The sequence below is a fragment of the Lactobacillus sp. ESL0237 genome, assembly GCF_003692985.1.
Lineage (GTDB): Bacteria > Bacillota > Bacilli > Lactobacillales > Lactobacillaceae > Lactobacillus > Lactobacillus bombicola.
The window spans coordinates 1-13,830 of the sequence record NZ_REHE01000003.1 but is presented as its reverse complement, the minus strand read 5'-3'; the positions used below and the strand labels follow the sequence as shown (position 1 = coordinate 13,830).

The following is a 13,830-nucleotide window of genomic DNA, read 5'->3' as shown; positions in this document are numbered from 1 at the left end:
AATTAGTCTTCTGTTGGCTGTTTCACATAATAGCCAACACCGCGACGAGTTACTAAAATCTGCGGCTGAATCGGATTATCCTCGATTTTTTCCCGCAAACGATGGACTGTTACATCAACGGTACGAACATCGCCAAAATAATCATAGCCCCAAACTGTTTGCAATAAATGTTCCCTAGTCATTACTTGTTCCATATGTTGCGCTAAATAATAAAGCAACTCAAACTCACGATGTGTGAGTTCAATTTTTTTGCCTTCTTTTTCAACAATATAGGCATCAGGCATAATCACCAGATTACCAATAGTTATATTCTTGGTTGAAGTATCATCACTATCATTTTCCACTTTTTTAGCAATACTACGGCGCCGTAAATTAGCTTTAACTCGCGCTACAAGTTCACGATTAGAAAATGGCTTAGTAACATAATCATCCGCTCCCATTTCCAGCCCGAGTACTTTATCAATTTCCGTATCTTTAGCTGTTACCATAATAATCGGTAAATCATGAGTTTGTCTAACTTCACGTGCCACTTCTAAACCATCTTTTTTGGGTAACATCAAGTCCAAAATCATCAAATCTGGATTATATTCATCAACTTTTTTAATAGCTTCTTCCCCATCATAGGCAGTGTCGACGTCGAAGCCTTCCTTCGTCAAATTAAATTTGATAATATCAGAAATTGGTTTTTCGTCATCGACAACGAGAATCTTCTTTGGCATCGAAAGCCCCCCTTTGCTTAACATTATACTGTTTTTTAACTATTTAGCCAAAAAAAGCACAAAAATTTAACAAAAAAGCTTGCATTTCATTTAAAATAATAGCATAATAATTTTTGTTGGTTATTTAAGATAACATTTTTTGGGTGGCTAGCTCAGCTGGCAGAGCAACGGACTCTTAATCCGTGGGTCCAGGGTTCGAACCCCTGGCCACCCATTAAAAAGAAGCACTGCGAGAAGGCGGTGCTTTTTTGCTAGTTAATGGTTAAAGACGCCATAACTAACTATCCTAATTTTTTTGCAAAAATGACTTGCCAAAACTAGAAATACTTGCTAATATATTTAACTGTCAACAGAAATAAATGGGTGGCTAGCTCAGCTGGCAGAGCAACGGACTCTTAATCCGTGGGTCCAGGGTTCGAACCCCTGGCCACCCATCATAAATAAAAAGCACTGTAAGTAACAGTGCTTTTTTGTTATCTCAAAAATTCATCTTTCCTAGCTATGTTTTTATCTGAATAATAATTTGCTAATTCCCCCATATTATTTTTTTAATAAAAAGGCATTAATTTAATCTTGTTAATTATAAACATCTAAATTAAAATGTTATATATTAGGAACAAAAAACACGACAACATCTCCCCACTATTGCCAGGGAAAATTTCCATTTGTCTTGGTAGTGTTTTATTTTTATTGTCCAACTTTTTAATCGCTACATATGCCAACTTTACTTTTGGCATATACTACAAGAAAAACTACTCGCAAATCAATTTAAGCAAGCTGAAGGATTAGTATAAATGAAAAAGTTTTATAAAATATGTGCTCTAGTACTTGTCGTCTTCTTTTTGGCTATCGGTCTAAATATCTACCATGACATACATACAACATCTCAAACAATGAGTCATTTTAACAAACCAAACCAGTTCAGCAACCAAACTAAAAGAAAGACAATTGTTTTTAAAAAATTTACCAAAATCAAACTTGACACCTACCTCCCAGACATCCAAGTTATTCCTGGTAAGAAATATCAAGTAACTATTATAGGCAATTATGGCGCCGATATTAGTAAAATTAAAACTTCCATTAAAGATAACCAGTTAACCATTTTTGACAAGCCCGAACCCCATTATAATAATGGAAACTATCACGTTGAAATTAGGGTCCCAAAGAACCACTCCCTATTAGAAATATCTGGTTCATGTTATGCGTGCACCCTACTTTTAAAAAACTTAATTATTCCAAGAATAAACATTAAAGTCGATGATAGTGATGCTATTTTAAAAAATACCATCGTTAAAAAATTGAATTTAATCTTAAGTGATGGCGAGTTTAAAGTCAGCAATTCGACTTTATCAAGTGCAAAATTAGCTTTAAGTGATAGCGACTGTAAAATTACAGACAGTCAGTGCAAAATTACCGCAACCTTAAATGATGGTGATGCGTTAATCAAAAATTCTAAAATTACTGGCAATAGTTCGTTCAACCTAAATGACGGTGATTTTATAATGAACAAGGCACCTAAAATTAGTTACGACCTTACAGCTGATTCAGAGGATACCATTAAATTTGACAATACTTATCACACTAGCCACCTAGTTAAAAGGCTTAATGGCACACCTCTTCTTAAAGTAGTCAGTGCCGATGGCGATATTGCAATCAATTAAAGGAACATTTAACAATGAAAAAGTTCTATCAAATCATTGGTATCATTGCAGTTATTGGTCTTGTTTTATTACTAATTATTAAATTTAATAATAGCAAACAAAATATGCAAGAAGTACATCATGAAATAACTAATAGTAGCTTTTTTAGTGACCATGAGCACAAGCATTCTGTAAGTAGTAAAACAAACAACCTGAAGAAATTTTCCAAAATTAAAATCAGGGTTAACGAAGCCGACATTAACATTGCTAAGGGTGACCAATTTCAAGTAAAAGTTACAGGTCGCAACATTAAAGCAGTCAAGATTGGAGTAACAAATCAGGAACTGACACTTGCTAATGACCACCAAGCATCTAACGATGATTGCAAACTTTTAATTACTGTTCCTGATAAAAACGCTGTAAGCAACATTTCAGGATCGGTCAATGAAGGAGACGTTAGTTTAAATGACTTAACTATCGCTGAAATTGACCTGCAAATGGATGATGGTGACCTTAGTATCAACAATATCAAGGCCTTGAAGACGTCTTTCACCTTAGATGAAGGTGACATTAAGGTAGCAAATTCCACCCTAAAAGCAGACACTTCTAACTGCAATGATGGAGATTTAACAATTTTTGCTAGCCAATTTAAAACCTCTGTTTCTCTTACTGATGGCGATATTTCAATCAGCAATTCCAAAATTCTTGGTAGCAGTTCATTCAATTTACATGATGGTAGTTTTCAAATGAGCGAGGCACCGATGATTAGTTACTTACTTTCAACTCATTCTGGTAATGAAATCAACTTCCGCCATAACAATTATTCTGGTCATTTTTCTAAAGTCAGGCAACATACACCTCTTCTAAGAGTTACTTGTGGCAATGGCGATATTAATATTAACTAGATAAATTGGCTTAAAGTTGCAGGCATAAATATAAAAGTTAGTCATTCAATAAAAAAGTTTAGTTTTACCACCATAAAATTTTTTAAAGCGTATAATTAGACATCTAACCTTTTTAGGATTATGTTATATTTTAGATAGGTTTTATTCTATTTATTGAAAGGAGTGTGCTTCAATGGAAAAGTTCACAAAAGAATCTTTAGCAAAATATGATGGTAAAAATGGAAATCCAGCTTATGTAGCAATTGATGGCGATGTTTACGATGTTACTGGCAATGCTCACTGGACTGATGGCGAACACCATGGTAATTTAGCTGGACAAGACTTGACAGTTGCAATTGGTCAATCACCTCACGGTAAGAGTGTTTTAGGCAACTTGAAAAAAGTTGGTACTTACGAAGCTTAGTTACTATTTGACAACAAAAAAAGGTACACAATTGTGTACCTTTTTTTGTTTGCTAAATTAGTCATGTAAAGCCAAATAATTTTCTGCATTGCGTAAATCTTTAAGTGAAAGCTGTCCTGGTGCCGAAGTTTGACTTACCGCCCCAAAAGATAAGCTTGAACCAAAAACCTGACCAGCAATTCGCGTAACTTTACCCAAATCACCCATTGCCATTGTAATTAAAGGATTAGGAATTGCTTTATGCACTACCTGAGTAGCTTCTAATAAGGTTAAAACATCCTGCGGAGTATGCGGCATGCAGGCTAATTTAGGAATATCTGCCCCCAATTGTGCCATCTTTTTAAGGCGAAATTCAATGACATCTTGGGCGGGTACCTTATCAAAATCATGGTTACTCATAATTACTACGATATTGTAATCATGGGCTAAGGAAACGAGCTGCTTAATCCGCTCTTCATCATGAAACAGTTCTATATCAACTGCATCGCCTAAGCGCTTGGTAATAATTAATTCCACTAAGTCCAAATAAGCATCATCTGCTAATGCAGCAACGCCACCTTCATTTTGCGTTCTAAAGGTTACTAAAAGCGGCAAGTCGCCCACCGTTTGTCGTAATTTTTGGGCAGTTGCAATTAAGGCGGCCTGGTCAGCAATTCCAGCTGCATAGTAATCGAGCCGCCATTCCATTAAATCTGGCTGGGCAGCAACAATTGTTTCCGCTGCAGTTAAAATTTCTGTTTCCGTTCGTCCAACATTTGGAACAGCAATTTTAGGTAGCCCTGTTCCCAAAACAATATTTCTAATCTTAATAGTTGCCATTGTCTACCTCAACTTTTCTTACTTATCGGTAAACATAATTTCCCGAATATAGTCAGTTGGCATATCTTGACCCGTCCAGAGTTTAAATGAGGCGGCCCCTTGTTCAATCATCATGCCAATTCCGTTAAAAACATGTTCAACCCCTGCTGCTTGAGCTACTTCCATTAGTTTAGTAGTTCTAGGAGCATAAACTGTATCAAAAACGACCATCTCTTTATGGAACCAGGATGGATCTGAAACCAAAGTTTTATCTTCTAACGGTTTCATGCCGACACTCGTAGCATCACAGTAAATATCACTCTCAGCAATTGCCTGTTTAAATGCAGCTTGATCGCTTAAATCGGTTAATGAAACTTTGCAAGTCGTCTTTTCTTGAATTGTTTGCACATTTTTTTCAGCTTGGGCCCATTTATCATCTTGAATGTTGAACATTTTTATTTCCTTAGCACCATCCAAAGCGGACTGAACTGCAATCGGAGTCGCAGCACCACCAGCTCCAGTTAGAGTAATTATCTTGTCTTTGATTTCAATACCTTCAGCTTTAAGTGCCTGGACAAAGCCAATACCATCTGTCGTGTAACCAGTCAAAACACCCTGATCATTAACAATGGTATTAACAGCATCACACATTTCTGAAGCTGGTGATAGTTTATCAAGATATTTAATCACTTCTTTTTTATTTGGCATCGATACATTTGAACCGCGCATATCTAAAGTCCGAATAGCATCAACTGCGCTAGCAAGTTTATCGTTACCAATTTCAAAGCAGAGATAAGTATAATTTAGACCTAATTTGGCAAAAGCGTTATTGTGCATTGTAGGTGACATTGAATGCCGAATCGGATAAGCCATTAAACCAATTAAATAAGTGTGGCCATCCAGCCAACCAGTAATTGGACCATTCACGCCTGTAATTTGATTTGTCATTATTTTAGCTCCTTACTTTTAAAAAAATAATATCTATACTTATTTAGTAGATGCACCCGATACCACATTTACTGTTTCACGTGAAACCAAATGTGATTGGCTAAAATTAGCATTATCAGCAGCCTCAGTTCCTGCTATAAAGCCGGAAGCATAACTCCATGAATTCATCATACTTGGCATTGAATCATGACCATTGGCACCACCAATTATTTCACCTGCAGCATAAAAATTAGGAACGGGATTAAAATCAGTGGTCAAAAGCTGTAAATGCTTGTTAGTCTCATATCCACCCAAAGTAGTGCAAAAACGTAATTTTTGTTCAATTACGTAGTAAGTATCGCCTTCATATTTATGCATAAATTGTGCTGGACGTTCAAATTCAGAGTCTTTGCCAACTTTAACTGCTTCTTCATACTCTGCTAACGTCTTTTGTAAATTAGCATAATTAATACCCGCTTTTTGAGCAACTACTTTGAGATTACCAGAAACCAAAATTGGACTCTTCTTACCATCTAAATCAAAGAAGCCTTGCACTTCATCTTGAGTGAAACCATACTTGAGTAACAATTCATAGAATCTATCCCACATTCTTTGATCCATTATTACAAAAGCAAGCTTATCCTTTTGGGCCGCAATTGCATCACGAAAATGGGTATATGGCGCCGATTCATTCACAATTCGCTGACCATCAGTATTAACAAAAATTGCCCCCATATCGCTGGCTTCCTTAGTGGAATAAGTTGTCAATTTGGCAATACCTGGTTCAACTTCAAGTCCATGTGGATAAACTTTATACCAATCAAGATTGCGTGCAACTAAATTCATATTTTTGGCAAAATCAAAATAGTCACCAGTTGAGGTCATTGGACCATAATATGGTATCGTAGTTTTATGTTCCTGATAATCACGTGCACCCCAACCTCCAGCTGCTAGCACTAATGACTTGAAGTTAACTTTAGTAGTCTGATACTTACTTTCCGCAATTAATGAAACTAGCTCACCTTTTTCATTCTTATTTAGCTTTTCTACCCGAGTTTCCTGTAAAATTTGCCCTCCTTTTTGGGTAAAGGCCTCACCAACCTTGGTAATCAATTCATATGAACTGGCGGTTGGCATTTCAATTTGGCGGTCAACTGAATGCTCAATCGTTTGCGTTTCTGCTTTTTGATAGGTCAAAGTAGCAAACTCGGTAATAAAATCAACTGCCTTACCAATATTTTCAGCTAATAGATTAGATAACCCAGCATCATTAGTGCCTCGACATTCACGCCTAATATCTTGCACCAGTAATTCAGGTGTGTCCCTTTTAGCTTCTTCACCAAATATACTAACTGATAATTTTGATCCTGTGCCCACTACATTGGACCCATTCAAAATCGTTGCACCACCAAGATACCCATTTTTTTCAAGTACAAGTACCTTTTTACCTAAAGAAAGGGCCCGACAAGCAGCCATTAATCCGGCCATGCCAGAACCAATAACAGCTACATCAACATCAAGGGTAACGTTTTGATGCTCTTTGGCTTTGCTAGTGGTTGTAGTATCTACTCCATTTTCTGTGAGTGCCTTTTTACCAGCATCCAGCATGGCTTGCGTCATAATTGAAGCACCCGAAATTGCATCAACATCAAAGCTTTGCTTATTAATAACTTGAGTTTTTAATTTATCAACAACTTGGTTAAAAATTCCAGGTGTTTCCACATTTTTAGTTACCTCTAAGTCATCAATATGGTTACCCGTTAACTTAATTTCAAAATCAATCTGTCCATTACGCCCAGTAGCTTGGGTCTTTATTATTTTAGTCATAAATTTGCCTTTCTCTAACTAATCTGCAATATCAAAATTCTTACTGCGCACAATCAAAATTGCGGCAAGAATAGTTGAAGTTATTGCAAAAATTGCCGTAATCCAGAAAACCATCAAGGTACTTGTACCATTAGCTTTTAAGACAAAAGCTGCTACTAATGGTGCAACAAAGTAAACCATGGCAGGGGCAAAGCTATAATATGATGTGATCTTGCCATGACTTTGTGGAAAATAAGAAGTCAAAACAGATAAGCCAACTTGCCATACGCCACCAGCGGTGAAGAACCCGACTGCTAACGCGCCAGTTTCACCCGCTAATGGTGAAGGAGACAAAACTATGAATAAAAGTCCCACTGCAGTAATAGCTGAATAAACCATAATCAAGGTCAAACGCTTTACTTTTGTTACTAAAACTGAAGTCACAAAGACCGAGATCAATGACGCAATTGAATACCACGAAACTAGTTGATTAGCATTAGCAGCAGGTTCGTTGAGTACATATTGACCATAATAGGGCGCATATAAGGAAAAAATATAAAAAGTAAAACAAAGTGTAAATCCTAAAGCAATAATCATTAATCCATCAACTGCTAGTTTTGGCTGATTGCTACTAGTTTGCATTGTAGCCGTTGCCTGCTCAATTTTAGTCTCTTGGGCTTGCGCTTGCGGTGCATAAGCTGTTTTTATAGTTAAAAAAACATCAATTAAAATCAACGCAACTAAAATACAAGCAGTAATTCGCGGATTACTGATCAATTTGACACAAAATGGAAACAGCATCTGCATTACCTGCATGGCTGCTTTCACAAAAGAATTCATCGTGGCCGTTTTAGTCGGAAAGGCATCGGCTAGAGCCGGATAACCAGCTGTATCACCAAAAGAGTTAGTAGCGCCAAAAAACATCGCCGCTATTCCAGCCACCCAAATATTATTAGCAAAAGCTGCTCCCAACAAAAAAATAGCATCACTAGTAAGTGCAATCAACAAGGCCTTCTTGCGACCAATCTTATCTGAAATCGCACCTGCAAACAAAATAGTAATAATCCGCCCGAGGCCAACCATCGCCATCACCAACGAGATTTGAGTTTCAGTTGCATGCCATGACTGTGCTAAAACTTGGCGATACTGACTAATAAACAGTGTCGCCGCCCCCACAACCGCAAAGTGCATATAAACGGAGGTGGCAACACCTGCATAATTATTCTTTCTTTCCATCTCTTCACCTTTCAAAATTATTGGTAATTAATTACCCAATAATATAACCCATTTAATTAAATAAAAATAATGATTTATTATGGTACAAGTATGAGTATTAGCTATAATAAGGCAAACTATTGTGTCTATAGGAAATAAAGATAGCAAAACAATTTAATCAACTTTAAAAATTAAAATTGAAATTTTTTAGTTAATCGATAACTTCTAAAATTAGTTAAGATTATAGTTTTTATTTTTATTTTTATAAAAAAATGCAATAATTAAATATTTCGCTATAATATAAAGATGAAAAAATGAATACAAATATTACTATCACTTTAATTAGCTGCTAGACAAAATATAGTTATTTATTTAATATTTTAAGCGGTTGCAATATTCAAACTTTAAATAAAAATAGTTTTCTGAGGTATTCAACATGAATTTAAATCAACTTTACTATTTTCAAGAGTTGGCAGACCAAAAACAATATACAAAAGCTGCCGAAAATCTTTTTATCAGTCAGCCCACCTTATCAGTTTCCATTAAGCAACTAGAGACCGAATTGCATTGCAAACTGTTCAAACATAATGGGCGCTATGTCCAGTTAACCGAATATGGCCGTATTTTTTATGACACGGTCACCAAAACGTTAGCTTCATTGGAATATGGTAAAAAAAAGATTGCTCAAAAAATTAGTCAAGATCAAGGCAATATTCATATTGCTGGCATCCCTACTGCAATTGGTATCTTTTTGCCTTATTTAACCAAAAAATACCAACAAGAAAGTGCGATTTCCCCGCATTTTATTTATCATGATAATCCCTCTTATCAAATATGCGAGGGCATTAAAAATGGATGGTATGATATCGGTATCTGCTCTTACGTACCCGAATTTAATTACCTAACTTATATTCCGCTTTATACCGAAGAAATTATTGCAATTGTTGCACCCGATAATAATTTAGCTCAAATTAACCGCATGTCGCCCAGTGAATTACAAGGCGAATCCATCATGACCTACTCCACTAAAATTCAAATTGGTCGCGATATCACCAACGCTTTGCTTGCAGTTGCTTCTGATTTGCATATCATCAATCGTTTACATGATGAATTGGCAATTGCTGGTCAAGTACTGACCAACGATATTGTGGGCGTTGTTGCCAAAACCATTTATCTCAGTGGCTTTGATATTCATCAAATTCAACTTGATTTACCTAAAAATATCCGGCAAGTTTATCTTGTTTATGATCCTAACCAGCATTTTTCAGCTGGAATTATTGACTTTATTGACTTTATTAAAAGTAACAAACAAGAAATTCAAACTTTAGTCGACAATTTAGCAATTAAGTAGTAATCACAATTAAGGAACTTATGACTAATTCAATCACTCAAAATGCGCTACGCGCTCTTTTATATGAAGTCACTACCTTGCCTAAACCTGGCTTAGTTGATCCCGCTAATCCTGGACCACATCCTGATATGAATATTTATACCTTTATTGACAGTAGCTTAAGCCTAGAGCATTACTTCAATAAAGCTACACAAATTGGGCAAACCTTCACTGGAACAGACCTCTCCACCATGTTCACTCAATTAAGACAAGAAGGTCTATTAGCTGAAGAAGAAATGCTAGCAGCTACAAACGGAGTCAATACCCATAAAGGGGCAATTTTTGCTCTAGGTATTTTTGTTTGCGCTCAAAGTTATTGTAAGAAAAATCAGACTGAATTGTTTACAACTATCGCTAGAATGTGCCATGGTTTAGTTGAACATGACCTAGAAAAAAATAACCAATTACAAACAGCTGGTGAACGTGAATTTCAACAATACAGCATTGGTGGCGCACGTGCACAAGCTGAACAAGGTTATCCCATTGTAAAAAAATATGCCCTGCCTTTCTTAAAGCAGAGCACCGGTACGCTCCAGTGCCGATTACTAGATACCTTAATGAAAATTGCTACAGTAACGGTTGACAGTAATCTTATTAAGCGCGCAGGTAATTATGATGTGATTAATTGGCTACACAGCTGTGCTAACCATTATCTTGCTCTAGGAGGTTATGCTACAGTCTCAGGAAAAAAATATCTCCTCAAGCTTAGCCAAATATGTTTAGACCATAATTATAGTTTGGGGGGCTGTGCCGATTTATTAATCGTCACCATTTTTGTAGCTTTAGAACAAGGACAATTAATCAAAAAATAGCCTGAAGACTGGCTATTTTTTGATTAATTTTTAATTTTGTGGTGAGCTATTGGTAGTATCTGATATAAGTTGACTACAAGCAGTATCTGCAGCAATTCTGCCAAAAGTAAAAATATCAGCTAATGAATTGCCGCCAAGGCGGTTCCCAGCATGAAGACCACCCGCAACTTCACCAGCAGCAAATAGACCAGTAATAACTTGATCATCTTGATTAAGCACTTGCCCCTTAGAATTAATTTTCAACCCACCCATAGTATGGTGAATTGCTGGCTTACGTGGTGTTGCATAAAATGGGGCAACTTCACATTTTAAATTAAAGGCACTCTTATTAAATTCAGGATCATAACCGGCATCTACATACGAATTGTATTTATTAATTGTATTAACTAAAGTAGCAGGCTCTGCCCCTATTTTTTCAGCTAGTTCTGCTAAAGTATCGGCCTTAAACAGTGTCCCAGCCTTAACTTGTGCTGCCAAAGACTCCTCAGTTGTGTTATAGGCTGTTGCTTTGATTTTATTATCAGCAATTAAATAAAATAAAGTACCATTAGCAATTGCTGCTTTAGCCAAAGTATCCCGTTCTGCAAATTCATTGACAAAACGTTCTCCTTTTTGATTAACCATGATGAAGTTTTCAGGTGGTGTCTGAATGCCTGTAAATAATTCACCCGTTTCTGGATCAGATACTGGCATTAGTTGAATAAAACCCATACCCACTAAAGCAGCACCTGCTTCTTGTCCCAAAGCAATTCCATCACCGGTTATTGCTGGTGAATTAGTAGTTGCAATATTATCAGCAATCTGTGCCCAATAAGTGTTATACTTTTGGACCATCTTTGTGTTCGCACCAAACCCACCTGAAGTTAAAATGACTTTTGGTGCGTGAACAGTCACTTGTTTGCCATTATTTTCGGCAAGCACACCTTTAACTTGCCCATTTTCAATAATTAAATGTTTTGCTCGGGTTTCAGTTAAAATAGTCGCGCCATGATCTCTGAGCCATTCACCCAAAACTTTGATAAAAGCATAGCCCATTGGCTCAACTGGTTTATGGCCTCTACGCCACAAAGCACCAACAGGCATTGCTACATCATCACGATTAAACTCTACACCTAAATTAGTCAACCATTGCACTGAAGCGAATGCGTTATTAACAAGCTTATTGACTAACTCGTAGTTACCATGAATTTCATTTCCATTTAAATCAATTCTCTTACCACCCAAGTAAGTTTGAATTTCATGTAGTAAGGTGGAGTCAAATAAATAATTTGCCCCCGATTCAAGGTATGCATTAATCTGTTTTTGTAATTTTTGAAAATCAAGCCGATATTCTAAATCAATTTGATCAATTGGTAGCGCAGCTAATTTTGCCAAACTTTCTTTTTCACCTGCTAAGGCCTTAAATTTGTCCTGCCATTCTGGTTCAGCCGCATTTAAAGGTCCACCAGCCCGCGCAGTGTTGCCACCAATTTGTGGATATTTTTCTAAAATTATCACTTTTTGGTCATTTTGGATTGTTCTAGTTGCTGCAGCAAGCCCAGCACCCCCAGCACCAATTACAACCACATCTACATTATATTCTTCATCTTTATCGCTTTTAGCAATGGGTTTAGCCCGCTGTTTCCATTTATTTGCCTCACCGCCAGCCTCATCGATGGCTTGAGCAACTCCATCGATAACACCGCGGCTAGAGATTGTAGCACCACTAATCACATCAACATTTAGTGTTTGATTAGCAATAATCTGCTGGGGTAGCCGCCTAAAAACTTCATCAGCAATCCCTTTAGTTTCAGCACTAGAATCAATGCTTATATTTTCAATAGCGGTCGCAGAAAGAGTAACCTTCATTGGCATAAAACTTGAGCCATGCCCTTTTGCTTTTACATTATATGTACCTGGCTTCATCATTGAAATAATTCCTCTCTGTAAAATCTTTAATAACTAAATTTTACTAACTTTATTTAACAAAATGAAATAGTTTTCTAGCAAATAGACTATAATAAAAGTGTTATTGGAGGAAACAGATGAAAGATCCAGAAATACTCTTACACTACATTGACGTTTTACTAAAAGAAAGCAATTTTACCCGAGCCGCCCAAGAACTATATATCTCACAGCCTTATTTAACTCAACTACTTAAACGCATCGAACATAAATTAGGGACCAAAATAATTAATCGAAAAACTACTCCGTTTACATTAACTAAAGCCGGCGTAATCTATTACAAATACCTTGAAACAACCACTGCCAATAACCAAAATTTAGCCAAAAAGTTGATTCGATACGCCTCACCCAAAAAAGAAATAATTAGAATTGGGGTCTTAGAAAGCCTCGGAACTTTTTTATTACCAGAATTACTACCCGATTTTCTGGCTGAAAACCCAAATATTGAGATTCAATTATCTGAAACCTTTCCTAGAAATAGCGAAACGCAGCTTTTGAATGAGCAAATTGATTGTTACATTGGACAAACACCTGAATCACTCAACACTGAGCTCGATTTTTTCGTTAATGGGGAAGAAAACTACTATGTGATTATTTCACCTCAATCATCATATTTTAAAAAAGACCGGTTTATTCTTAATCAAGATGAATACAATCTTAAGGAAATATTGCAACAACCATTTGTAGTTAGTTTTAGCAATTCCGCTATTCGTCATCAAGTGAATGGTATATTTCATAAATTCAACGTCAAGCCAAACATTGTTCTTGAAAGTAAAAGTATATTAACTGCAACAAATTTAGCAATTAAGGGAGTGGGATTAACCATTTCAGCTGCTAGTATTATCAAAAGAATGAATCGAACTCCAATTAATCCTCTTCCACTTGATCACACTTTAATTCAAATTAAGTATTTTATTGCAGTTAAACACAAGAAAAGGCTTGATCCTGGTCTTAAAAAACTAATTACAAAATTCACACAACTAAGAATACAGCCCAGCATTAAATAAAATAAATTTTCATAAACAAAAAAAGAAGGTCTAATGACCTTCTTTTTTAACCTTGCTCCGGCTGTCAGACTCGAACTGACGACATCTTGATTAACAGTCAAGCGCTCTACCAACTGAGCTAAGCCGGAATATTAAAAAAGCACGGCAACGTCCTACCCTCGCAGGCAGTCTCCCACCAACTACTCTCGGCGTTAAGAAGCTTAACTTCTGTGTTCGGCATGGTTACAGGTGTTTCCTTCTTGCTCTTGCCACCGTACTTCTTTT

At 36.4% G+C, this 13,830-nt stretch carries 12 protein-coding genes, 3 tRNA genes and 1 rRNA gene; 8 read left to right on the top strand and 8 right to left on the bottom strand.

Annotation, left to right across the window (positions count from 1 at the left end; translation table 11 throughout):
* Window positions 1–2 precede the first annotated feature (2 nt).
* Window positions 3–719: a response regulator YycF gene (yycF, locus tag F5ESL0237_RS00375; protein ID WP_122024319.1), complete on the bottom strand. Its 717-nt coding sequence runs from the start codon at window positions 717–719 to the stop codon at window positions 3–5.
* Between the two features lie 141 nt (window positions 720–860).
* Here yycF and F5ESL0237_RS00370 point away from each other — a divergent pair.
* From F5ESL0237_RS00370 to F5ESL0237_RS00350, 5 genes are all read left to right on the top strand, one after another.
* Window positions 861–933 (top strand) — tRNA-Lys (locus F5ESL0237_RS00370).
* Window positions 934–1,080: 147 nt separating this feature from the next.
* A tRNA-Lys gene (locus F5ESL0237_RS00365) sits at window positions 1,081–1,153 on the top strand.
* A gap of 360 nt (window positions 1,154–1,513) precedes the next feature.
* On the top strand, window positions 1,514–2,380 hold the full coding sequence (locus tag F5ESL0237_RS00360; RefSeq protein WP_122024318.1) for a DUF4097 family beta strand repeat-containing protein: 867 nt from the start codon (window positions 1,514–1,516) through the stop codon (window positions 2,378–2,380).
* Between the two features lie 14 nt (window positions 2,381–2,394).
* Window positions 2,395–3,264 carry a DUF4097 family beta strand repeat-containing protein gene (locus F5ESL0237_RS00355; RefSeq protein WP_122024317.1) on the top strand — a complete coding sequence of 290 codons (870 nt, stop codon included), beginning with the start codon at window positions 2,395–2,397 and terminating at the stop codon, window positions 3,262–3,264.
* 172 nt (window positions 3,265–3,436) lie between these two features.
* A complete protein-coding gene (locus tag F5ESL0237_RS00350) occupies window positions 3,437–3,667 on the top strand; it encodes a cytochrome b5 domain-containing protein (RefSeq protein ID WP_090094244.1) in 231 nt (76 codons plus the stop codon).
* Window positions 3,668–3,724: 57 nt separating this feature from the next.
* On the opposite strand, the gene aroD is transcribed toward F5ESL0237_RS00350, so the two are convergent.
* From aroD to F5ESL0237_RS00330, 4 genes are read right to left on the bottom strand one after another with little or no spacing between them, the layout of a single operon-like run.
* Window positions 3,725–4,486 carry a type I 3-dehydroquinate dehydratase gene (gene aroD, locus F5ESL0237_RS00345; RefSeq protein ID WP_122024316.1) on the bottom strand — a complete coding sequence of 254 codons (762 nt, stop codon included), beginning with the start codon at window positions 4,484–4,486 and terminating at the stop codon, window positions 3,725–3,727.
* 18 nt (window positions 4,487–4,504) lie between these two features.
* Window positions 4,505–5,413 (bottom strand): shikimate dehydrogenase, encoded by a 909-nt coding sequence (locus F5ESL0237_RS00340; RefSeq protein ID WP_122021130.1) that lies wholly within the window; start codon window positions 5,411–5,413, stop codon window positions 4,505–4,507.
* 39 nt (window positions 5,414–5,452) lie between these two features.
* Window positions 5,453–7,219 (bottom strand): FAD-dependent oxidoreductase, encoded by a 1,767-nt coding sequence (locus F5ESL0237_RS00335; RefSeq protein ID WP_122024315.1) that lies wholly within the window; start codon window positions 7,217–7,219, stop codon window positions 5,453–5,455.
* An 18-nt stretch (window positions 7,220–7,237) separates the two neighbouring features.
* Window positions 7,238–8,434, bottom strand: a complete 1,197-nt coding sequence (locus F5ESL0237_RS00330) for an MFS transporter (protein WP_122024314.1) — start codon at window positions 8,432–8,434, stop codon at window positions 7,238–7,240.
* A gap of 415 nt (window positions 8,435–8,849) precedes the next feature.
* On the opposite strand from F5ESL0237_RS00330, the gene F5ESL0237_RS00325 reads away from it, so the two are divergent.
* Window positions 8,850–9,764 carry a LysR family transcriptional regulator gene (locus tag F5ESL0237_RS00325; RefSeq protein WP_118907216.1) on the top strand — a complete coding sequence of 305 codons (915 nt, stop codon included), beginning with the start codon at window positions 8,850–8,852 and terminating at the stop codon, window positions 9,762–9,764.
* A 20-nt stretch (window positions 9,765–9,784) separates the two neighbouring features.
* The gene (locus F5ESL0237_RS00320; RefSeq protein ID WP_122024313.1) at window positions 9,785–10,615 is read left to right on the top strand and encodes a triphosphoribosyl-dephospho-CoA synthase; all 831 of its coding nucleotides are present in this window, start codon (window positions 9,785–9,787) and stop codon (window positions 10,613–10,615) included.
* A 30-nt stretch (window positions 10,616–10,645) separates the two neighbouring features.
* Here F5ESL0237_RS00320 and F5ESL0237_RS00315 read toward each other — a convergent pair whose 3' ends face one another.
* Window positions 10,646–12,520: a flavocytochrome c gene (locus F5ESL0237_RS00315; RefSeq protein WP_122024383.1), complete on the bottom strand. Its 1,875-nt coding sequence runs from the start codon at window positions 12,518–12,520 to the stop codon at window positions 10,646–10,648.
* Between the two features lie 119 nt (window positions 12,521–12,639).
* On the opposite strand from F5ESL0237_RS00315, the gene F5ESL0237_RS00310 reads away from it, so the two are divergent.
* Complete coding sequence (locus F5ESL0237_RS00310) at window positions 12,640–13,566, top strand: LysR family transcriptional regulator (RefSeq protein ID WP_122024312.1); 927 nt, start codon at window positions 12,640–12,642, stop codon at window positions 13,564–13,566.
* Between the two features lie 55 nt (window positions 13,567–13,621).
* Here F5ESL0237_RS00310 and F5ESL0237_RS00305 read toward each other — a convergent pair.
* Window positions 13,622–13,694, bottom strand: a tRNA-Asn gene (locus tag F5ESL0237_RS00305).
* Between the two features lie 11 nt (window positions 13,695–13,705).
* Window positions 13,706–13,822 (bottom strand): 5S ribosomal RNA (gene rrf / locus F5ESL0237_RS00300).
* Between the last annotated feature and the right edge of the window lie 8 nt (window positions 13,823–13,830).